The sequence below is a fragment of the Desulfobacter sp. genome (assembly GCF_050177295.1).
Window position 1 is genome coordinate 1 of record NZ_JBFXHE010000013.1, and the last position, 22,043, is coordinate 22,043.

16 protein-coding genes are annotated in these 22,043 nt (G+C 51.7%); 6 read left to right on the forward strand and 10 right to left on the reverse strand.

Features of this window, described 5'->3' with window-relative positions:
* A partial coding sequence (locus AB7U36_RS02240) for a glycogen/starch/alpha-glucan phosphorylase (RefSeq protein WP_428158202.1) occupies positions 1–130 on the forward strand: 130 nt, incomplete at its 5' end.
* Here the strand turns inward: AB7U36_RS02240 and AB7U36_RS02245 are convergent.
* From AB7U36_RS02245 to AB7U36_RS02280, 8 genes are all read right to left on the reverse strand, one after another.
* Entirely contained in the window at positions 120–2,150 is a 2,031-nt protein-coding gene (locus tag AB7U36_RS02245; RefSeq protein ID WP_428158180.1) for an alpha amylase C-terminal domain-containing protein, read from the reverse strand. The two genes, AB7U36_RS02240 and AB7U36_RS02245, sit on opposite strands and share 11 nt — an antisense overlap.
* A complete protein-coding gene (locus AB7U36_RS02250) occupies positions 2,116–3,618 on the reverse strand; it encodes a glycogen synthase (RefSeq protein ID WP_428158181.1) in 1,503 nt (500 codons plus the stop codon). The genes AB7U36_RS02245 and AB7U36_RS02250 overlap by 35 nt, the downstream gene beginning before the upstream one ends.
* A gap of 86 nt (positions 3,619–3,704) precedes the next feature.
* A complete protein-coding gene (locus tag AB7U36_RS02255) occupies positions 3,705–8,030 on the reverse strand; it encodes an amylo-alpha-1,6-glucosidase (RefSeq protein ID WP_428158182.1) in 4,326 nt (1,441 codons plus the stop codon).
* A gap of 303 nt (positions 8,031–8,333) precedes the next feature.
* Positions 8,334–8,708: a M48 family metalloprotease gene (locus AB7U36_RS02260; RefSeq protein WP_428158183.1), complete on the reverse strand. Its 375-nt coding sequence runs from the start codon at positions 8,706–8,708 to the stop codon at positions 8,334–8,336.
* Between the two features lie 15 nt (positions 8,709–8,723).
* Positions 8,724–9,653 carry a Tim44 domain-containing protein gene (locus tag AB7U36_RS02265; protein WP_428158184.1) on the reverse strand — a complete coding sequence of 310 codons (930 nt, stop codon included), beginning with the start codon at positions 9,651–9,653 and terminating at the stop codon, positions 8,724–8,726.
* Positions 9,654–9,793: 140 nt separating this feature from the next.
* Positions 9,794–10,762, reverse strand: a complete 969-nt coding sequence (locus tag AB7U36_RS02270) for a TerC family protein (protein ID WP_428158185.1) — start codon at positions 10,760–10,762, stop codon at positions 9,794–9,796.
* A gap of 374 nt (positions 10,763–11,136) precedes the next feature.
* Complete coding sequence (locus AB7U36_RS02275) at positions 11,137–12,522, reverse strand: sigma-54-dependent transcriptional regulator (protein ID WP_428158186.1); 1,386 nt, start codon at positions 12,520–12,522, stop codon at positions 11,137–11,139.
* A complete protein-coding gene (locus tag AB7U36_RS02280; RefSeq protein ID WP_428158187.1) occupies positions 12,519–14,342 on the reverse strand; it encodes an ATP-binding protein in 1,824 nt (607 codons plus the stop codon). The genes AB7U36_RS02275 and AB7U36_RS02280 overlap by 4 nt, the downstream gene beginning before the upstream one ends.
* 249 nt (positions 14,343–14,591) lie before the next feature.
* On the opposite strand from AB7U36_RS02280, the gene AB7U36_RS02285 reads away from it, so the two are divergent.
* The gene (locus AB7U36_RS02285) at positions 14,592–14,993 is read left to right on the forward strand and encodes a Spy/CpxP family protein refolding chaperone (protein ID WP_428158188.1); all 402 of its coding nucleotides are present in this window, start codon (positions 14,592–14,594) and stop codon (positions 14,991–14,993) included.
* Between the two features lie 80 nt (positions 14,994–15,073).
* Here the strand turns inward: AB7U36_RS02285 and AB7U36_RS02290 are convergent, their stop codons facing one another.
* Together AB7U36_RS02290 and AB7U36_RS02295 are read right to left on the reverse strand one after the other, a co-directional pair.
* On the reverse strand, positions 15,074–15,682 hold the full coding sequence (locus tag AB7U36_RS02290; RefSeq protein ID WP_428158189.1) for an aminotransferase class III-fold pyridoxal phosphate-dependent enzyme: 609 nt from the start codon (positions 15,680–15,682) through the stop codon (positions 15,074–15,076).
* Positions 15,683–15,698: 16 nt separating this feature from the next.
* The gene (locus AB7U36_RS02295) at positions 15,699–16,544 is read right to left on the reverse strand and encodes a hypothetical protein (protein ID WP_428158190.1); all 846 of its coding nucleotides are present in this window, start codon (positions 16,542–16,544) and stop codon (positions 15,699–15,701) included.
* A gap of 518 nt (positions 16,545–17,062) precedes the next feature.
* On the opposite strand from AB7U36_RS02295, the gene AB7U36_RS02300 reads away from it, so the two are divergent.
* The 4 genes from AB7U36_RS02300 to AB7U36_RS02315 all read left to right on the forward strand — a co-directional run bounded on the left by AB7U36_RS02300 (position 17,063) and on the right by AB7U36_RS02315 (position 22,010).
* Positions 17,063–17,902, forward strand: a complete 840-nt coding sequence (locus AB7U36_RS02300; protein ID WP_428158191.1) for a motility protein A — start codon at positions 17,063–17,065, stop codon at positions 17,900–17,902.
* Between the two features lie 5 nt (positions 17,903–17,907).
* Positions 17,908–18,669: an OmpA/MotB family protein gene (locus tag AB7U36_RS02305; protein ID WP_428158192.1), complete on the forward strand. Its 762-nt coding sequence runs from the start codon at positions 17,908–17,910 to the stop codon at positions 18,667–18,669.
* A gap of 120 nt (positions 18,670–18,789) precedes the next feature.
* Positions 18,790–20,205: an MFS transporter gene (locus tag AB7U36_RS02310; protein WP_428158193.1), complete on the forward strand. Its 1,416-nt coding sequence runs from the start codon at positions 18,790–18,792 to the stop codon at positions 20,203–20,205.
* Positions 20,206–20,207: 2 nt separating this feature from the next.
* Positions 20,208–22,010 carry a YgiQ family radical SAM protein gene (locus tag AB7U36_RS02315; RefSeq protein ID WP_428158194.1) on the forward strand — a complete coding sequence of 601 codons (1,803 nt, stop codon included), beginning with the start codon at positions 20,208–20,210 and terminating at the stop codon, positions 22,008–22,010.
* Positions 22,011–22,043 lie beyond the last annotated feature (33 nt).

The window sequence follows — 22,043 nt, forward strand, 5'->3', positions numbered from 1 at the left end:
CTATAAGGACCGTACCAAATGGCTCTCCATGTCGCTGAAAAATATTGCCCGCACCGGGATCTTTTCCAGTGACCGGGCTATCCAGGAATATGCGGACGGTATATGGGGGATTAATTCCTTCAAGGGGTAGCTTTAGCCAGAACCAGTGCGCAGCGGCTGGGCAGGTAAAGACTCAGGGCATGACGGTTTTCAGCCACATCACCCAGGGGCCTGGTAAAATGCACCTGGTCCGGGTTCAGGCGGCCCAATCCGCCGAACCGGGTTTCATCCGTGTCCAGGCGCATTTCATATTTGCCTGCCGGTGCATGAATCAGGTAATCGGAAAAAGAGTGTTCCGGATGAAAGTTGAACACAAAAACGAGGCCGGACCGCTCAAATGCCAGAATTTTGTCATTTTCGTGGATGTGCAAAAGCGCTGGGCGGTCCCATGCAAACAAATGCGTTTGTTTTGCCAGGGCAATCATCTGTTTGTCAAAGGCGAACAGATCCGGGAAATACAGATTCCTGTCATACTTCAGGGACCACAAGCGTCTGGCGTGATGAAAGGAGTATCCATTGGCAGGAGATGGAAAATCAATCCATTCGGGATGGCCGAATTCATTGCCCATGAAATTGAGGTATCCTTTGTGGGCGCATGCCAGGGTCACAAGGCGGATCATCTTGTGAAGGGCCACGGCCCGGCAAGTGGTAATGCCTGTGTTGGATTTTTCCATGGAATTATAGATTTTTTCGCCCATCAGGCGCATCATCACGGTCTGATCCCCCACCAGGGCCTGGTCATGGCACTCCACATAACTGATCGTGCGCTCTTCGTCCCTGTGCCGGGTCAGTTCATACCACACCGTTCCCAGGTGCCAGGCTTCGTCCCTGACCTCCTTGAGCAGCTTGATCCAGTAATCAGGCACCCCCATGGCAAATCTGAAATCAAAGCCTGTGCCGCATAATTTGGCTGGCGCAGCTAGTCCGGGATACCCGCTCACATCTTCTGCAATGGTTATTCCATCGGGCCGGATTTCATGAACCAGGTCATTGGCCGCATAAAGATAACTTAAGGCATCTTCATCCACATCCTCACCAAAATAATCCTGGTACCCTGTAAAGGCACGCCCCAGCCCGTGATCGGCAAACAGCATGGAGGTTACGCCGTCAAACCGGAATCCGTCCACCCGGAATTGCTCAAGAAAATATCTCAGGTTGGAGAGCAGGAAAATGAGTACCTGCGTTTTGCCATAGTCAAAACACCGGGAGTCCCAAAGCGTATGATCCCCCCGGCCCAAGTCATGAAAAAACTGGTACATGGAACCGTCAAACCGCGACAGACCCTCCACCTCATTTTTCACGCTGTGGGAGTGTACAATATCCATGAGTACGCGGATGCCGGCCTGATGTGCCCTGTCCACCAGGTACCTGAAATCATCCGGTGTGCCGAACCGGGAAGAGGGGGCAAAAAAAGACGACACATGGTATCCAAAGGAACCGTAATAGGGATGCTCCTGGACCGCCATCATCTGCAGGGTATTGTACCCTGCGTCAATGACCTGGGGCAGGATGTGGTCGGCAAATTCCCGCCAGGTACCGACCCTGCCGTCCTCCAGGGCCATTCCTGTATGGGCTTCGTAGATCAAAAGAGGGCTTGTCGGCAGGTTGGGGACTTGTGTCTGCCACTGGTACGGCTGGTCAGGTGCCCATACCTGGGCATTGAAAATATAGGTGGCATTGTCCTGGACGACCCGGGTGGCTGCCGTGGGGATACGGTCGCCTTCCCCGCCGTCCCATACCACCTTGAGCCGGTAAAGCTGTTCATGGCAAAAAAAACGGTCAGGAAACCGGGCCTCAAAGATGCCTTTGGGGTCAGGCCCTTTAACTTCCCAGTCCGAAGATTTTTCCCAGTTATTGGCTGGTGTGAGGATAAACATGGCCGTTGCATTGGGTGCCCATTCCCTGAATACCCAGCCCTTTTTATCCCTGTGCAGGCCAAACACCTCATGGTAGTCGGCAATCTTTGCCCAGGATTTTTTGTGTTTGAGTTTTTCCGCCTTTGCCAGGGCCTTTTCAAAACGTGACCGGATAATGGGCTTAAAAGGTGACAGATACGGATCATTTGTCCATAACGGATCAGACCAGGAAAGGCCTTTTGAGCATTTTTTCATATAGTTCAATATAGTTTGCAGCGCAACGGCTGTGGTTGAATTCAAGTACAGATTCAGTCATGATCCTGCGGATATGACCTTCTTTTTCATCCGGATCCAGGCGGAAAAAATCCATGGCACGGTCCACGGCCCAGTTCAGTCCCTGGGCATCGTGCACATTGAAAATAAATCCATTGCCCGTTGAATGCTCCGCATCCAGTTGTCTGACCGTATCATGCAGGCCGCCTGTGTCAAATACAATGGGCAGGCTGCCGTAAATCCCTCCGATCATCTGGGGCAATCCGCACGGCTCAAAGGAGGAGGGCATGAAGATAAAGTCACTGGCTGCAAAAGCCTGGTGGGACAATTGTTCGTTGAACCCCCAGATACTGATCCGCTGGTGCAGGCCATGGAAATTGACAATGTCGTGGAAATGTTTCTGATATGTCCCGTCTGCCACAGATATAATCTGAATGCCGGTATCCCAGTAACGGGAAATAATATCATACATGGTTTCTGCCAGCAGCGTACACCCCTTTTGCACAGGATCCAGGCGGGAGGGCCAGAAAAACAGAGGCGCATTGGGATTTATCCCAAGGCCTACGGATTGCTGCAGAAAAATTTTATTATGCATTTTCTGGGCACGGTGGTTTTTGGGGCCGTAATTAAACTGGACCATCTCATCCACGGCTGGATTGAATTCCGGCTCAGGTGCATTTAAAATGCCTGTGGCGCATCCGGCGTGCCATTTGTGGGCCAGCTCTTCCCTGAGCTGCGGTTCCACAAAGGGGTGCCGGTTTTCGACAATCTCACGCAGGAAGGTTGGGCTTACCGTGTTCACATAATGGGCGGAAAACACCCCTGACGCCAGAAAATCCACCCGGTTGGTATCCCGGGTCTCCTCGTAGTTAGCGGGCGGATATTTGAAGTAGAGCCAATGCCAGAAGGCTGCCGCATCAATTCCCCTGTCCTCAATTTCGGCCAGGGTAGAGGTCATGGTATGGATGTTATGAATGGTAAACAGGCACGGGATCCCGTATCGCCTGGCCATGGCCGGAATCAAGCCGGTCATCCAGTCGTTGCAGTGGATGATGTCAGGCTCCACCCTTGGGATGATATTGTTGATCACCTCCCGCTGGAACGCCAGGGACACTTTGAGGTCTTTATCCGAATAACCGGAATAGACCCCGTCCTTATAAAGGAAGACCCGGTCCGCGGCAAAATGAATCCGTTTCTCACGCAGACGCCGGCGGATTTTTTCCACCTCCCTGTGATGCCTTGGCTCGTTATCGCCGTGATAGATGGACCTGTAGTCGGGTATGGCCACATGAACATCGCAGCTTAGATCATACAATGCGGAGATCAATGCGGCCGACACATCTGCCAGGCCCCCGGCCTTGGCCGAATAATCATCATCCCCGGGGCTTATACCCTCAGGCAGATAGGTGACTTCCGGGGTTACAATAAGAATTCTTGGTCTATTGGGCATGACCACCTCCCATTTCCTGGTTTGCTGACGGGTCGCAACTAATTAACTTAAATAAATATACTATGTAATAAATATACTATAAATAATTAAATTAAACTCCGGGTCAGTTTATGGGTAACCCGGGCAATTTCGCTGCATCCCCAGGCCTGGGCATCACATCCCCTGGGGGTGTGCGGGAAATTGCCGTCAAGGATTTCAGGTACAAAACCTGCCGCGCCTGTGCGCATCAATGGCAAAGCGCTGCCCAGCCAGGCCAGGGCCGCCGGAATACCCGGCGCACCAAAGGCTGTGGCCCAGGCCTCGCAGAACACGGGAAACTGCCATGTCCAGGCTGTGCCGTTGTGGTAGGCCGGCTTCCTTTGGGTATCCTCATCTCCCTGGTAATGCCCGGCATATGGGGCATGGGGATCTGCCAGGCGCTGCCCGTCCCGTTCAATGAACAAGGGCATGGCAAGGGGCCGGTCCGCAAGGCTTCTGATGCCACCCGGCACCAGAAGCTCCCGGCAGGTTTCCACCACCCGGGCCATGATCTGGGGATTGTCGATAACCCCTAAAGTGATCAGCAGCAGCTGATTGGGCCGCAGGGCATCATCAGGGACTGCATGTCCGGCGTCAACCGGTCCGCTGCAGTGCAGGCAGTCACTGAAAAAACCATCCTCTTCGCGCCAGAACAGATCCATGATGGCGCGTTTTACTGTGTCAGCATGTTTTTGCCATGGCGTTTGTGGGTCCACATCATCAACCTGGGATAAAAATTGAAGGGCATGACACCACAACGCCTGGATTTCAACGGGATATCCCTGGCGGGGGGTGCCTGCCGGGAAATTGGTGTCCATCCAGGTAAAATGGGCCGGGCTGTAGAGCAGCATGGATTCCGGATCTGCCTTGACACCGGTGGGTGTGCCGTTGATCATGGATGAAGCCATGTCTTTGAGCACCTGAATCATGGTGCGCTGTCCGATTTTTTGGGTGAGCACCGCTGCTTTGCCTAAAGTTTGGGCCAGCTCCCGGCAGCAGGCAAAGAACCACAAGGGCGCATCCGAAGTCTCAATATTCCTTGCATCGTCACCGCATATCATATTGGGCAGGGTGCCGTCCTTTTCAAATTTTCCAAAAAGGGAGAGCATGGCAAAGGCATCCCGGGTCCGGCCAAGCTCAATCAGGGAACGGCAGAAGATCAGGCTGTCCCTGCCCCAGTCCAGGAACCAGGGATATCCTGCCACCACGCTTTTTTCCGCTCCCCGGTCCACGATGAATGCATCAAGGCTTGCCTGGGCTGCCTGGAAAAACGGCACGGTTGAATGAAACGGACCGGGCAAGGCAATTTTTTTGCCGTCTGCAGATTCAGGCATTGCCTCTTTATCAAGGATACAGGCGTTCAGGCGCACAGTGTCTGAGCCCTTGACATTGATGTTGAAATAACCCGGGCTGAACAGATCTGAGTCGGCATCCAGTCCCCGGGTGGCTTCAACATGTCTGTGGACCATGTATTGCCATTCCGGGTTCATGAAAAATATACCCCTGCTGCTTGACAGCCGGAGTATCTGTCCTGTTTGGGAATGAAAGAAAAATCCGTTCTCAAATGCCGAAACCCGGGACGGCCATTGTTGTTCAGGGCCGCTAAAGGCTTTAACCGTGTCATGGAAACTTCTGTCTTCAATATCGGGACGGATGATAAGCGTAACGTCGCGCCAGGGCTGAAGGCGCCGGGGATTATCCGCCGGAGCGGTTTCCCGGTGCAGGGTCAGGGTCACGGTGTTGGTTTTCCGGTCCATCTCCAGGAACAGATCAATGACATAATACCTGCCTTCGGATGAGGGAATCCTGAACCGCCATTTGCCGCCCTGGCCATGGGAGGCCCAGAAGGCATCCAGGCAGTCCGGCCCAAGTTCCCTGGAATAGCCCTGGAATACACCCCAGATCTTGAACCGGGACAGGAGCATCCACCGGTTTTCGGGCAGGCTGGGATTCAGGTTGGCGCCCAAAAGAGCATCGTAACGGCTCTCCAGGTGGCTGAAACTTGCCCCTGCCCGCATCATTGCACCAAGGCGCGTGGTGGACAACTGCTTGATGGACGGGTCTTGTGCAATCTCCTTGCGGGTAAAGGAGAGACGCAGGTTCAGGGTCTCAAAGGGGGGCAGATACCGGATATGGCCGGTAATTATTTTGGTTCCTTCGGGTCCGGATATGCGCAGTTTGAGCAGGCAGTCCCTGTGATTCTCTTTTATTTCCATGGGCGTGAAAATGGCCTGGTATCCGGAAATTCCTTCTGCGGGCAGGCTTTCACAAAATCCCAGGCATTGTTTGTCCGGCCCTGCTTCCTCAAGCTGAACCCTGAAATGCCGGCTGCACCGGACCAGCAGGAAAAAGCCCGGGGGGACCATTACCCTGCGATTGACATCCTTGTGGGCATCGAACAGGATGGTACGGCAGGGCCGCCTGTCCGGGTAAAGTCTGCGGATAAAGGTTTCAGGCTCCCGAGCCAGGTCCATGGCGGCCTGGTTCACATCCAGGTCAGCCAGATTCATGTGGCCGTTCACCGCAGTGATCACTTCAAGGGCCAGGGCCCTTCGTTTCTGCATCAGAACCCTGCCCGGCATGGACAGATGTCCGGCCGGCTGGGACCCAAGCAGGTCCAGATCACTCTTTTTAGGACTTAAGGCCAGCACTGCGCCCGGTTTCAGGAGTATGCGGAACTTCCCATCCTTGTTTTCTGCCTGGACAGTCTCGCCTGAAATCAGGTCTGTCCAAGGAAATGCAGCGCCACCTTCCAGGCCGGCCGGCCACACCGCCATGACCTGACTGTCGCAGTCCAGGTTGACCAGCACCAGCACCCGGGAATTATGGCGGGGGTTGAATCTTAGCAAAGCCAGGGCCTGGCCCTCTTTTTCATGGATGAGTTTTAATTGCGCCCGACTGAAAAAGGCAGGGTGTTCCCGTAAAAGAAGATGAAGCCGGGTGATATAATCCACCTGGTTGTCAGGATTCCCCCAGTTCAGGCCCGGGGAGTTGTGGACATTTATTTTTTCCCTGGCAAACCATTCCACGCCATTGGTAAATCCAAATCCCCCGCAGATACTGAAAAGCGCGCAAAGGCCGGTCCTCATTTTTGCGTAGGTATGGGACACCTTGGCCAGGCGGTCATTGTCATGGGTTTCCGCAAAATGGATCAGGTGGCCGCAGGTATTTGAAAGGTCTATGGCATGGGGAATGTACCGGGATATCTGCTCAAGGGAGTATTCCTGGAAAAGCTCTGAATAGGCCCAGTTGAAATTTGCGTGCTGGAGCAGGTGACGGGTTGCATCCGGAGAACCCCCTAAGCCTTCAAGGAAAAACACGGTGTTGGGATACTGGCTCCTGACCTTGGCGATAATATATTCCCAGGCCGGTTCCGGGATCATGTACCCGGCATCACACCGGAATCCGTCCACGCCCCTGCGGCACCAGAGCAGGAAAATATCAGCCATGTACTGCCACAGATCCGTGTGCCGGTAATCCAGCTTGGTCAAATCGGCCCACACAACACCCCAGGCGCCGGGCATGCGGATTTTGCCGTCATCCTCCCGGTCCAGCCACTCGGGATGGGATTCATGAAGACTGGCTGCCCAGCCGGTATGGTTGATGGCAATGTCAAGGATCAGGTAGCCGTCGTGGTCATGCACGGCATCCACCAGTTCCATGAATTGTTCAAGGGGGGTGGCTGCCGGGTCAAACTGGGCCAGGGCCGGGTCCACATCTGAAAAGTCCAGGGCTGCATAGGGGCTTCCGAACCGGCCCATCCGGGCATAGGTGGTGGGCGTGGGGTGGATGGGCAGAAGGTGAAGCGCCCGGCAGCCCATCCGGGAAAAGATAAAGTTCAACTGTTCCTTCAGATCCCTGAATTTTCCGGATTTGGGGATCACTGTGAATCCCTGGTTATCCAGTCTGCTGATCACGGAATCCAGGTTGGGGGCCTGGTACTTTGCGTCCTTGGTGGGGCCGAATTGCCGCACAAAAGCGTTATAAATAATATTGGCGCAGCAGGTGCCGGCCGGTTCAACACAGAGGATGGTGTTGTTCCCTTCGGGCCAGACCGGGACATCACTGCCCCGGGGAAGGAAAAAACATTTGGTCTGGAACGATCCGGTCTGGACCAGGGGCAGGCAGATGGAAAAAATTCCATCACCATCTTCTTTCATGGGCAGGTCATGCCAGGCCTCGCCCAGTTTGATTCCGTTTTTTTCCACTCGGTGGATGATTTCTCTGCGGATCGCATTTGCATTGCCCAGGTTGGTTCTGACAAAGGCCCGGCCCGGACTGTCAGGGGATACGCAAAGTGTGAAAACGGCAATATCTCCGCAGAATAGAACCCGGGCCGTTCCCGGGGGAGGGCTCTGGGTAAGCAAGTGTCTTTCCTGATTTTCTGTGACCATGATTTTGCCTTAAGAAGTTGGACTTTAAAAAACAGATAAGATTCTGAAATCGAATTATATCACATAATTCCAAAGAGTAAATACTAACCTGACGTCCCATCCGGCCTAATAAACCGGAATTGATCGCGTTCTATCTGGCAGACATGTAAGCTGCTCTTTTGCGCCTGCTATTCCGGCTTAAGCGCTTCTTTATCAAAGTCCTGCCGTGACACCAGGAGCTTATCCACCCTTCTCCCGTCCATGTCAATCAAGCCAAATGAAATCCATATGATTCAATTTTAACCTTTCGAACCTTGCATGTGTTTAATATACAAGCCCGATAACTTTGCTGGTGGCGGCGCTCAATGTGCTGATTGCAGAGCGGCAATCCGGGCTTCCAGCGGCGGGATGACTGCTGAGCAATGACATCATATCCTTGCCTGAAATCCCGCTGGCAGCCATTTCTTTAGGCAGCTCCCCTGCGCCCAGGCTGCCGAGGACGCGCAGGGCATCAATCATGGGCTGCCGGCCGCCCATGAGGTCGGCTGCCCCCATATCGGCCCGGTATTCCCGCTGACGGGAAAAATCTATCTGCCGCCGGTTCATGCCCTGCATCAAACCGGTGGACACCGCCACCAGGGCATTGGTTTTACTGGGGCCCGTAGCAAAGGCATTGGGCGCCCCTTCATAAACCGCCACCTCTAAATATCCGGCTCAAGCCTCTATGCCTTCCAGTTTCCACGCCCTGCTTCCTGCAGGAGCCGCAAAGGTCCATGCCTCATCAAATTTCACGGGATTTTCAGAATCTCCCGTCACAACCTCTCCGGATTTCTCATCCACGGTATAATCCAGCAGATTGGCGGTAAATCGGACCGTGACAAACATCTCGCCGCCCTGGACCCCGGCGGCCATCAGTTCAACATTCCGAACGGCAATGTTTTCGAGGCGGTTGAGATGGCCCTGGTGTTTGAGATCTTTAAAATGCTGCTCATATTCCTCCAGCAACTGATCCCCCACAAAGGGCTTCAGCACTGAGGCATCCCGGCGGGTCCATGCGGCCTGGATCTTGAAAAACAGATCCTGGGCGGTTTCTTTAAATGCATCAGGATCAAAACTGCCGTCAACGGCCCAGATTTCTCTCACACCGGCGACCAGGGGATCTTCCACCATATTCTCCTGTGTCTCCCGGGAGGTGCTTGAGCCGGAAAACAGCCGGGAAGGCGGGGGCGGGTCCGTTGAAAAGGGTGATCCGGTATTCCCGGCAAGGGCTTTCCGACGGGAAAACCATCGGTAAACGAAATAAGCAACACCTGCCAGGAGCAGGATTTCAAACAGCCCGAATCCACTGCCGCCAAAGCCTCCCGCGCCCATGCCATGGGCCATTCCGCCAAAAAGCATGCTGCCCAGGAACCCGCCCATGATGCCGCCGGCCAGACCCCGGGTAAAGGATCCGCCCATGGGACTGCCTAAGGCTCTTGGCGTCTGGGATTGGGCCGCCGGTTTTGATACGGCCGGCGCTTTTCTGAAGGACCGTCCGCCGCTCTTTGTCCGGGCATCGGCAACTTCCATGAACCCGGCTATCATAAAAAATACCATCACCGTTAAAACCGTCAGGGTCATCTTGGGTCTTGAAACTTTCAGCATTACATTTCCTCCATTGTTTAATTTTGAGCCATCCTGAATGCAGTCATCCAGCCCTGATTCAGCCTCTTAATATGTCATATCTATTTGATTTTTAATGATTACCGGCGGCCAAGGACCGATCGGCATTAAAATCAAGCCTGTCAATCCACCTCCTTGCCGGATATTGCTTTCCACTTCAATGCCTTGCGGATTTGTATCCAACGGCTCACCAGAGAAAGCCCGATGGAGCACAGAATGATTGTTCCGATGACCCCCAGAGACACGGGAGTGGCGATGTGAATGAATTTCAGCAGAAGCATTTTGACACCGATAAATACCAGCACCAATGACAGTCCGAATTTCAGGAAACGGAAATAGTCGATGGCCCCGGCCAGGGCAAAATAAAGGGATCTCAGCCCCAGAATGGCGAAAACATTGGAGGTGAAGACAATAAACTCCTTTGTCGTGATGCCGAAAATCGCAGGAATGGAATCCAGTGCAAATATAAGGTCCGTGGCCTCCACCATGATGAGTACCAGAACGAGAGGGGTAAACATGCGGCGGCCGCTGACAATGGTGACAAAGCGCTGCTGATCATAGGAAGGGGCTATGGGCATAAATCTTCGGGCCAATCGCATTAAGATATTTTTTTCCGGTTCCACACTTTCTTCTTTGGCAAACAGCAGTTTGATTCCGCTGAAAACCAGAAAAGCGCCAAAAACGATCAGGGTCCATTCAAATTGCCGTACCAGGGCGGCTCCGGCCCAGATCATGCTTCCTCTCAGAACAAGGGCACCCATGATGCCCCAGAACAGGACCCGGTGCTGATAGGCTAAGGGAACCTGAAAATACCTGAAAATCAAGGCAATGACAAACACATTGTCCATGGACAGGGACAGCTCCACAATATAGCCCGTTAAAAATTCAAGGGCCTCTTCCTGCCCGCGCAGCGCATTCAGCCCCCATGCAAATCCCATGGCCACCGCAATCCATATGCCCGTCCACAGCAGGGCCTCTTTGAACCTGACAGCATGGGCCTTCCGGTGGAACAAACCCAGATCCATGGCCAGGAACAGGATAACGGCCAGGATAAATGCAGTCCAATGGACCCAGGTGATTTCAGCAATCATAGATACCATCCTTCTTAATCAAATCGTTCATATATGCCATGCCGATAATAAAAAAGACCTTTACCCTCGGCATGATCGCCGGGATAAAGGTCTTGTTTACAGGATACCTGCCCCGGTTCCGGGTCTTTCGACCGTCTTGACGGAATCCGGGTCGGCTTTTTCTTCAGCCGATAACTACTCCCCTCTATATTTATGCACATACATATAGTCCGTTCCCCTTTAATTGTCAAGCTCTTTCACACCAATCCATGCGCCGACACTACTTTTTTTGACAATGCTGACGCATGATATTTTTTTACCCTTTGACACCCGAGGTTACAGCGTTACACTATTTGAATCTTAACACCCGAATCAATTATTCCAAGCCGCTACAATTATGGGTTTGCCGGCAGAATCTTATCCAGGTCCAGGTTATGCCGCTTAAGCTTGTTGTTCAACGTTGTTCTTGTAATGTTAAGAATCCTGGCCGCTTCGGTTTTGTTGCCCTTTGTCTGCCGAAGCGTCTCAATCAGAGCAATGCTTTCGATTTCATCCAGGGTTTTCCCTCCCCCGGAAAGCGGGTGCCGGACCAGGTTTTCCGGTTCATAATCCTTTATCACATTTGAGGGCAGATCTTTTTCACAGATATACTGCCCCGGACACAGGATAATGGCGCGTTCAATGATATTTTCAAGTTCGCGCACATTGCCCGGCCAGCGGTATTTGACCAGGGCATCCATGGCCATGGGGGTAAACCCTTTAATGGTTTTTTTGTTCTCTTTTGTGTACTTGTTTAAAAATTTCTGGGCAAGCAAAGGGATGTCATCTGTTCTGTCCCGCAATGGGGGCACTTTTACATTGATGACATTAAGCCGGTAAAACAGATCCTGCCGGAAAGCCCCCTTTTCCACCTCTTTTTCCAGATTTTTGTTGGTGGCCACAATCACACGCACATCAATGTTTTTGACCTTATCGGAGCCCACTTTCTGGATCTCTTTCTCCTGGAGAACCCTGAGCAGTTTTACCTGCATGGATAAGGGAATCTCTCCGATTTCATCAAGAAAAATCGTGCCCTTATCCGCAGATATAAAAAGGCCGTCCCTGGGTTTGTCCGCCCCGGTAAACGCCCCTTTTTCATGGCCGAATAATTCAGATTCCAGCAGGGTCTCACTTAACGCGGCACAATTCACCGAGATCAAAGGGTGGTCTTTTCGTTTGCTGTTTTTGTGAATGGCTTTTGCAAACAGCTCTTTACCGGTACCGCTCTCCCCGGAAATCAAAATGGTGGCATCGGTGGGCGCGGCAATTTTAGCCGTGCCAATGACCTCTTTGACGGCCGGACTTGTACCGATAATCCCGGAAAAGTCCCCCTCGCCCAGCAGTTGTGCCTTAAGCTGGCTGTTTTCCAGGGACAATTGCAGATGTTTTGTTACCCGCTCGATGGAGAGTTTAAGTTCCTCAAAATTCAAGGGCTTGGTCAGATAGTCATCCGCCCCCAGCCGCATGGCCTCAACCGCTTTATCCACCGAAGAGTAGGCTGTCATGATAATGACCGGTATGGCGGGGTTGAGGAGCTTTATCTCTTTGAGTGCCTCCATACCGCCTACGTTGGCCATCCTGACATCCATGAGAACAAGGTCATAGGGGTTTTTTTGTACTTGCCGGATGGCATCCGCGCCGTCTTTGACACATTCAATGGCGTAAGAAAGACTTTTTAAAAGGGTTTCAAGCATTGACAGGTGGGCTACGTCATCATCAACAATCAGTAATCGTCCTTTCATATCAGCTCCTCTTTGTTCTGCCCCGGTTTGTTTTGTTTCAGGGGAATTGAAATCATAAATGTGGTGCCCTTGTTTTTCAGGCTTTCAATGGTGATGGTCCCGCCATGGCTTTCGATGATTTTAAAGGCAATGGCAAGGCCAAGGCCTGTACCTCGTTTTTTGGTTGTAAAATAGGGATTGAATATATTGGCCTGGTCTTCGGCGGATATGCCGCTGCCCGTATCCAGTATTTCGAATTGCAGCCTGCTCTCCATGGCCTTAACGCTGACAGTTAAGGTACCGCCCGACGGCATGGCCTGGATGGCATTTATAAAAATGTTGAGCAGCACCTGGGTCAACCGGTCTTTATCCACCTCAGCTTCGGGCAGGTCCGGTTCAACGGAACTGATGATCTTTATACCTGCCGGATCTGCTTCATATTTTATCAGCCGCAATGCCTTGTCCACCAGTTCACAAATTCTGGTTTTCTTTAATTCCAGTTGAATGGGCCGGGCAAACTCAAGCAGTTCCGAGATGACCCGGTTCACCCGGTCAACCTCCTCAGCCATGATGTTGGCAGCTTTTTTATTATCGCTTTTTGGATCAAACAGGCTGCTGAAATAAGTGGCATAGCCTTTTATGGAGCTTAGGGGATTTCTGACTTCATGGGCCACACCGGCAGCAAGGATACCCACGGCCGCAAGCTTCTCTTTCTGTTTGATTTCAAGTTCCAGGGCCCTGATCCGGCTTAAATCTTTAAGAATGAAAACATGGCCGATGAAATTGCCCTGGGCACCGGCAATTTTTGTAATGGTTACAGTGACCGGAATTGCTCTGCCTGTGTGGGAGGGCAGTTTCAATTCCTGTTCTGAAACAAAGCCGCCGTTATCCACCTGGTCAAGCCGTGTCAGCAAAAAAGGCGGCAGCACCTGGGCAGCTTTTTTACCTTTTATCTGGTCAAGTTCTTTTCCCAAAAGGATGGCAGCGGTCTCATTGACATAGATGACCTTTGCGGCATCATCCACAGCCACAATCCCCATAGGCAGGCTTGTTACCAGTTCAGTGGCAAATACCCGTGTGTCCATAAGAAGCCTGCGGGAACGGGCATGGTTCTGGGCCCAGAACAGGGAGACAATGCCGCCCAGCCCCAGAAATAAAATCAGTGCAATGCTTATGATGCTGTTTTGAATATCTTCTTTCCGGGCGTGTTCAAATGGTTCGATGTCCATCCCGATGAATATGGCCGGCCGGGTTTCAGGGTCTAAAAGGCGCTGCCGGGACAGGCCTTTTATCCAGCCCGGCGCACACGGATGGGAACCGCCCATATGGCCTCCCATCATATGTCTCCCTGATCCTTTGCCCTGCCCCCGGCCTTTTAATTCGGGCAGAAAGGTTTTATAGACTTCAAAATAGTCTTTGGATCCCTGGCCTTTGACCGTGCGCCATTGAGGATGATCAGAGGGCTGGGCATCGTCTTTGGAAAGGGGAGGCGTAAACGGGGTACCTATTTTATCCTTTTGATTATGCGCAAGGACAATCCCTGATTGATCCGCGATAATGATATAGGAGATGTCCTCCTGGGCCGCTGTTTCCTCCATCAAGGTCTGCAGATGCGCCTCACTTCCCATCCGGCCCATCATCCCGGTGATGGTCCCCGCCTCAAAGGATCGAATCAGTGCCGCGCCTTTTTCCGAAAGGATCTGCCCCATATATTTTTTTTCACGGTTATAGTTCATGGCAGCCTGGGTGACCACCACCCCCACAAGGACAACACTGATTCCAATAATCACCCAGGGTGATATGGACCGGTTTAGATAGGGTGTTTTGTTATCTGGCATCATAATAATCTTCTGCTGACTGATTAAATTTTAATCACCGGCATCCGGCAAGGTGATTAAAATTTAATCACCACATCTCCTTTTTACAATGGATAAAAACAACTGAAAGCGAAAATATTTTTTTAATTACAATATGTTATATTTTTACATACTGTCTGGCATACCGGTTGCAATATCCAGTCCATAAGTTCGAATGGCATAGGCGGTTTAAGAACTAAAATTTTATAACCAGTTAATCAAAAGGAGTTTATCATGAAAAAAACAATTACAGCAGTCACAGCAATTTTTATCGTGGGATTTTTTGCAGTCAGTGCATATGCCTGGGGATGCGGTTACGGATCAGGCACAGGTATGCGCGGATATGGAAAACAATTTAATCAGTCCGCAGTCAACCAGGAAGACTTGGACGCCTTTTTCAAAGATACCCAGGCACTTCGGGCATCAATCGCTGCCGACCAGGCTGAGCTGAGTGCATTGATGGCAGGAACAAACCCTGATCCCCAAAAAGCCAGGACCCTGTCCGAAAATATCAGCAAGACCCAGAATGAGCTGAGAGCCAAGGCACAGCAGCACAATATTCCAGGTCCCATGGGCGGCCCGGGTGGCGGGTATTGCGGCGGCCAGTACCGCAATCAATCTGCCAGATGCTGGTAGACCCTGTCTGTGAAAAAAAAGGAGGCTGATCATTTGATCAGCCTCCCCTTTAATGGAAATTCATTTCAGATACTGAACAGTTAAGAAACCAGCACCCGTTCCAGCCGTTCCACCATGAAATCCATCTCCTCGTCATTGATGACCAGGGGCGGAGAAATACGAATGGTGTGGCCGTGGCTGTCATTGACAATAAGTCCTTCCTTCATCAGTTTGCGGCAGAACTCCATGGCATTGCCGTCTTCAATTCCCTTTTGTTTGAACCCATAGTATCGCATGGTTTTCAGCGCCGTTTCAACGGACGCCACACCACCGTTTTTAGCCAGAACCTTGTTGCCATGCGCACCGAATCTGGGAGCAAGCTGGGGGGCAAATGCCGCACATTCGGAAAGAAAAATCCCTAAAGGATCAGTGAATACCACGTTGGAGATAACTGATGCATAATTGCCGGTGAGGGCGTTAAGCAGCGCATTCGTAATGGTGGGATGATGGTGCCCCGGGTTGGCAGCCGAGTAGGCCGCCAGGCAGTCCAGGTATTTGTTTCCCTTGTCATCGGTGAGCCAGCAGCCTTTGGCGCGTCTGACCACCAGGTTGATCCTGTTATAGTGACGGGCACCGAAATTGTTTTCTAGGTTGAAGATGAAATTATCGGATTCCGTGGAAAACCCGGTGTAATTATGTATTTTCCTCATACCTGTCATGGGAAAACTATTGAATTGAGACGGTAAATGTATGAACCCCCTCAATATTTTTTTTGGGCTCAAATTTCAAAACTTCCTGTGTTGTACGATTTGCAAGAAGCTGACGGATTCTTATCTTAGGAACACTCTGCCCGGCTGGGCCTGTTTTTGTCATTGCAATGGTGATTTTGTTTTTGTCCTTGCAAAGACCGCCTATCACCACCCCGGACCAACTCGCGGTGACCGGCTGCTGGGGGACATCGTTAACCGTAACCTGAGCCTGGTAACCATAGCTGAATATATCAAGCAGAGCTGATGAATACGGCGTTTGGACCAGAGCCGGTGCGGGCTTTACCTTCCCGTCCACGACACAGGCCGGTTGCAGGTCTGACAGATAAAATTGTGTTTTCCGGCCATCATCCTGATACATTGGCTTGTCGCAATTCATGGTGGCGTCCACCTTCCATCCGGACTCCTTTACAAATTTAATGGCGCTGAAAGTCACTTTGGATTTGCCGGCAGCGTCTTTTACGCCTGAATCCCCGGCATATACAAGGCCTGCGGTATCTCCTTTCTCAAGCACCCTGACCAATTCCATTTTGGAAATATCAGGGCTGGATTTTGCAAAACTTTTTATGATGTCAGGCGTTAATGTCCGCTGTGCAGAAACCAGCTTATTTTTCAAGGCGCAAAGGCTGTAGGAAGACATTGTTTTTTCAAGTTCCGACTCATTTCCTGATTTGCTGGCCTGAAGGTAGGCATGCCAGGCATTTTCCAGAGTGGGCTGCAAAGACTGGGCAAAAGCGCAGTCAGAGGCCAGAAGCAAAAGGCCTGTAAAAATTACAAGAAAAAGCGTGTTTATACGTAACGCCATGTTTTGAATCCTCCATTTCCAAGTGTCATTTGCATCAAAGTTTTTTTCTTTTAAGGCCAAATCCATCCGATCATCAATTCTTAGGATAGGCGCACTCTTTTGTCAACCAAAGCATTGAAATATTCAGATCATACGCATTTCTGCCACAGGCCCCTTCGTATAAAGCCCATCCAAAAGGACCATGATTTTCAGAGCTGGAAATGCCTTCTTCAAACGAGAGGCCAACCGGTAAAACGCCTTTACCAGCGAGACCTCGTCCTTAGTCTATGCCATCCTCAGAAAGACTGGGCCAATATCCGAAAGTTTACCATCCAATTCCTTTTAATGAAAACCTGTCGGCAAAAACCACCTGAATGACCAGGAAAATCCTTCCTATCTTTTTGCACGTTTCTTTGCACGAAAAAAGTTAAGGTATCGCAAAGAAAACATAATTTTTGAAGGCATGGTTTGTGCTTATGGTTTATGTCTATGGTATAGCTGTGCAGTCTGTTTTTTTACTACTTAACAGGGAGAAACCCATGCTCCAGAAAATACTTCCGGCCGCAGGTATTGCAGTGTTTATTCTGCTGTCAGGAACCGTATCCGAACTATCGTCCATTGTTTTGAACATCAAAAGCAACTTGATTATCCTTACCGGGGCATCTGTCTGCGCTCTGATGTCGTATCCCCTTGGTTTGTTTTCAGATCTTTTCGTCAACATCCGCAAAGCATTTTCCGGAGACAAGACCGATCTGAACGCCCTCATAAAACAGATCGAAGTGCTGGCCGCAATCCGGCGGCGGGACGGGAATCTTGTGCTGGATGAAAAATCTGCGACCATTGACAATTCATTTCTGAAAATGGGCATTGAAATGGTTGCGGACGGATTTGACAGATATACGATTTTTAAAACCCTTGAACGCAGACAAGACAACTTCCTCCAGGCCCGGCGCTCCCAGGCAGACCTGATTAATACCTTTATTAAATTAATGCCGGTATTTGGTTTTGTGGGCACCATCATCGGCCTGATCAATGTATTGAGCAATATGGGGTCTCCGGAACTGATCGGAAACGGGGTGGCCACCGCCCTTTTGACCACCTTTTACGGACTGCTGTATGCCAATGTCATTTTTCTTCCCATTGCCAAAAAACTGGCGGAAAAAACCAAACATGACGCCATGGAATTGGCATTGATCATTGAAGGGGTTTTGGATATCGCGGACAAAACCAATGCCAAGGCCGTCGGGTACCGTTTAAGATACTGCATTGGCGATTATTTGCAGGATGACTGGACCGTGGGCAGAAAACCCCAGGCACGGCCCATGAGACTGCCCCGGCTTCAACCCAACCCTGAAAAACACGAACACATGGCAGGCTGATATCCATGATAACCCCGGAAAACCTGATATCTGAGCTTGAAATCTCGGACTTAACTCGGCTGCGCCTGAAACGCCAAAGCCTTCTGGAGGGATGTGAACCCGAAGATCCCGGTCTGTGGGCCATGCTGGATATCATGACCCTGATCCTGGCTTTTTTTATCATGCTTTACAGCAACCAGGCCCATATGCCCCAGGCATTAAAAATCAATCAGGTTGCCACTGTGGTAGACCAGACCGTTGAACCTGTTAAAACACCGGCCAAATCAGTGAAAAAAGTGCGCGAATCCGATCTGGATCTTCTCACCATTGAAGACCGGCTGCACCAGGTCATGGAAAAATCAAATATTTCAAATTACTCCGTTAAAGTGGCAAAAAACAGACTCGTTCTGATCCTGGGCGAAGACATCAGTTTTTCTTCCGGCCAGGCCAGCCTGCTGGACTACATCAAGCCTGCATTAAAGGATCTGGCCTCATTTTTCATAACAGAACCCGGATACAGAATCATTGTTGCCGGACATACGGACAATACCCCCATTCATACGGCCCAGTTCCCCTCCAACTGGGAGCTGTCCGCTGCAAGGGCCATGAGTGTTGCCAGATTCTTGATTGACTGCCGGGTGGCGCCGGAACGGATCAATATCGAAGGCTTTGGCCAGTACCGTCCCATTGGGGATAACACGCATTTTCTGGGCAGGGAAGCCAATCGGCGTGTGGAAATCTCCCTGGTCAGGGAAGCGGACCAATCGGAAAGTGATGAGGAAATATAAAAGCCGCAAGCAGTTCGTTCATATATCCTTGACTTCCCGGGCCCGTTTCTTATACTGACGGATCAATAATTGATAAATCAATAATGAACCGGATGATTGACAATGCCAGGCGGGGGGAGCATGAACAGCAGCACTAACAAGCCCCGGTCCAGAATTTCCACCGGCCACACCATATTTATTGTCAGTGCAGTCCAGTTTCTGGCACCGTTCATGATGTCTGCGGTTGGTGTGGCCCTTCCCACCATTGGCCGGTTCTATGGCGCCAGTGCCGTCTCCCTGGCCCTGGTGGAAATGGTTTATATGCTGGCCGTTACCCTGTTTCTTCTTCCCCTAGGCCGGTTGGCCGACATCACCGGAAGAAAAAAAATATTTGTGTCAGGTGTGGCCCTATTTGCCCTTGCCACGATCCTGCTGCCCTTTTCCCCGTCCATCGGCATTTTCATTGCCATCCGGTTTCTGCAGGGTATTGGCGTGTCATGTACGGTCTCTACTTCCGTGGCCATTCTCTCTTCTGTGGTGCCAAAGGAAAAACGAGGCAAAGCCATGGGCATCATTGTGGCCTGTGTCTACCTGGGACTGTCCGCCGGCCCCACCCTGGCCGGACTTATGATCGCCTGGCTGGGCTGGCAGTGGATTTTTTTTGCGGCTGTCCCCCTTGCCTTGGCGGCCCTGATCCTGACCCTGACCCAGCTTAAGGGGGAGTGGAAAGGCGCTGAAGGGGAATCCTTTGACCGGGTGGGCAGCGTCATTTATATGGCAGCGATCTCTTGTCTGATCGTCGGGGTGTCCCACCTTGAACGCAATACCTGGGCACTGGGACTGATGGGCGCAGGCATGCTTTTCATGGCTGGTTTTTCCGTTTTTGAATACAGGCACCCCGCCCCCATTCTGGATATCCGCCTGCTGTTGGGAAACCGGGTCCTGGCTTTCAGCAACATTGCCACATGGATCAACTATGCCGCCTCATTCGGGCTTACATTTTTCTTCTCTTTATACCTGCAGGTGGTCAAAGGCATGTCCGCCCAGACCACGGGTTTTGTGCTCATTGTCCAGCCGGTAATTCAGGCGGTGCTTTCACCTTTGTCAGGCACGCTTTCAGACAGAATTTCCGCGTCCAAATTATCCACGGCCGGCATGATCATCTGCGCGGCAGGGCTTGGGTTTGCCGCCTTTCTCGGCCAGGATGCCGAAACCTGGCAGGTGCTGGGGACGCTGGTGATCATGGGTTTGGGATTTGCTGCATTTTCCACACCCAACATGACCACGGTCATGGGATCTGTGGAACCAAAACATTACGGCATTGCCTCCAGTCTTGTGGCCACCATGCGCAGTATCGGCATGCTCACAGCCATGACCATCACCACTCTGCTGCTGGGTATGTTCATGGGGGATGCTGAAGTCAGCACGGCCACAGCCCCGACATTTCTTAAAACCATGCACACGGCCTTTATGATTTTCGCCCTGCTCAGTCTGGTGGGGATTGTCTTTTCCATGGCCCGGGTAACCCATACACCAGGCCCGGCGCCAAAACGCTGACCATGTTTTTACCCACCACCCGAAAAGAACTTGATGACCGGGGTGTTGACCGGCTTGATGTAATTCTTGTCACCGGCGATACATACATCGACTCCCCGTTCATGGGGGTCAGCCTGATCGGCCGGGTTCTGGAAAACAGCGGGTTTAACGTGGGCATCATTGCCCAGCCGGACACGGACAGCGGCCGGGACATCTCCCGTCTGGGCGAACCCCGGCTTTTCTGGGGCATCACCGGCGGGGCCGTGGATTCCATGGTGGCCAATTACACCGCCTCAAAAAAACGGCGCAAACAGGATGATTACACGCCTGGCGGAGAAAACACCCGGCGGCCTGACCGGGCCGTCATTGTATACACCAACCTTGTACGGCGATTTTTTAAAACTACCGTACCCATTGTACTGGGCGGCATTGAAGCAAGTCTTCGGCGTATTGCCCACTATGATTTCTGGTCCAATAAGATTCGACGGTCCATCCTGTTTGATGCCAAGGCCGACTACCTTTTGTTCGGCATGGCCCATGCCGGTATCGTGGACCTGGCCCGGGCCCTCAATAACCAGCTGAAAACGGATAACCGGCTGGAAACAATGCCGGAAGACACACAAGACCCTGTCACACAGATTCCGGGCCTGGGATATATCGCTAAAACACCCAAGGGCATAGAGCTGCCTGCCTATGAAGCGGTCATCAGGGACAAGGAGCTTTATATCCAAAGTTTTAAAACCTTTTACGGCAATACAGACCCCATGCTTGCCCGCCCTTTAAGCCAGGCCCATGGGGACCGGTTTCTTGTCCTGAATCCGCCGGCACCTTTCAGCACCACCAAAGAGATGGATCAAATCCACGATCTGGATTTTCAGCGGGATGTTCACCCGTATTACCGGGCCTTGGGCCATGTCCGGGCCATGGACACCATCCGGTTTTCCATTCCCACCCATTACGGGTGCTACGGGGAGTGTAATTTCTGCGCCATCACCGTTCACCAGGGGCGGACGGTCAGGTGGCGGAGCATTGATTCCATTATTGCCGAAGCGAAAAAAATGACCCGGGACATGGATTTTAAAGGATATATATTTGATCTGGGCGGTCCCACCGCCAACATGTACGGGTTTGAGTGCGAAAAAAAATTGAAAAAGGGGGCCTGTACCCACCGGCGCTGCCTGTTCCCGACCCCATGCCCCGCTCTTTCTCCGGATCACGGCCCCCAGATGGCTCTGCTCAATGAAATCAGCCGCCTTGCCGGTGTTAAAAAGGTATTTCTCAACTCAGGCATCCGCCATGACCTGATCCTCATGGACAAACAAAAGGGCCAGGCATACTTAAAACAGGTAATATCCGGCCATGTCTCCGGCCAGATGAAACTGGCACCGGAACATTGTGCGCCCGGTGTGCTGGCGCTCATGGGCAAGCCGGACACGGATAGCCTTGTTGCGTTCAAGCACCGGTTTGACCGCATCTGCAATATGCTGAATAAAAAACAATACCTGACCTATTACCTGATCGCGGCCCACCCCGGCTGTACCATCCGGGAGATGAATGAACTTAAGGCATTTACCAGAAACGAACTTCACATCACCCCGGAACAGGTCCAGATATTTACGCCCACACCATCCACCTTTTCCACCCTGATGTATTATACCGGCATTGACCCCTTTGCCATGGTGCCCGTGTTTGTGGAAAAAGATCCCCGGGCAAAGGAGAAGCAAAAACAGATCGTCACCCGGAACGCCGAAAGCCGCACCCGGGAACCACTCCGGCATAGCCGATTTTCCAGGCAGGGGAAAAAGGGACGCTGCCGGAAAAAATAAGGCACCACTTATGATTTGACACAACAGGTCCAA

Excerpts from the sequence above, each read along its gene's own strand:
- AB7U36_RS02245 (WP_428158180.1), bottom strand. The coding sequence starts at position 2,150 with ATGAAAAAATGCTCAAAAGGCCTTTCCTGGTCTGATCCGTTATGGACA.
- AB7U36_RS02300 (WP_428158191.1), top strand. The coding sequence starts at position 17,063 with ATGCTCCAGAAAATACTTCCGGCCGCAGGTATTGCAGTGTTTATTCTG.
- AB7U36_RS02295 (WP_428158190.1), bottom strand. The coding sequence starts at position 16,544 with ATGGCGTTACGTATAAACACGCTTTTTCTTGTAATTTTTACAGGCCTT.
- AB7U36_RS02280 (WP_428158187.1), bottom strand. The coding sequence starts at position 14,342 with ATGATGCCAGATAACAAAACACCCTATCTAAACCGGTCCATATCACCC.
- AB7U36_RS02305 (WP_428158192.1), top strand. The coding sequence starts at position 17,908 with ATGATAACCCCGGAAAACCTGATATCTGAGCTTGAAATCTCGGACTTA.
- AB7U36_RS02250 (WP_428158181.1), bottom strand. The coding sequence starts at position 3,618 with ATGCCCAATAGACCAAGAATTCTTATTGTAACCCCGGAAGTCACCTAT.
- AB7U36_RS02315 (WP_428158194.1), top strand. The coding sequence starts at position 20,208 with ATGTTTTTACCCACCACCCGAAAAGAACTTGATGACCGGGGTGTTGAC.
- AB7U36_RS02265 (WP_428158184.1), bottom strand. The coding sequence starts at position 9,653 with ATGCTGAAAGTTTCAAGACCCAAGATGACCCTGACGGTTTTAACGGTG.
- AB7U36_RS02255 (WP_428158182.1), bottom strand. The coding sequence starts at position 8,030 with ATGGTCACAGAAAATCAGGAAAGACACTTGCTTACCCAGAGCCCTCCC.
- AB7U36_RS02275 (WP_428158186.1), bottom strand. The coding sequence starts at position 12,522 with ATGAAAGGACGATTACTGATTGTTGATGATGACGTAGCCCACCTGTCA.
- AB7U36_RS02270 (WP_428158185.1), bottom strand. The coding sequence starts at position 10,762 with ATGATTGCTGAAATCACCTGGGTCCATTGGACTGCATTTATCCTGGCC.
- AB7U36_RS02310 (WP_428158193.1), top strand. The coding sequence starts at position 18,790 with ATGAACAGCAGCACTAACAAGCCCCGGTCCAGAATTTCCACCGGCCAC.
- AB7U36_RS02290 (WP_428158189.1), bottom strand. The coding sequence starts at position 15,682 with ATGAGGAAAATACATAATTACACCGGGTTTTCCACGGAATCCGATAAT.
- AB7U36_RS02285 (WP_428158188.1), top strand. The coding sequence starts at position 14,592 with ATGAAAAAAACAATTACAGCAGTCACAGCAATTTTTATCGTGGGATTT.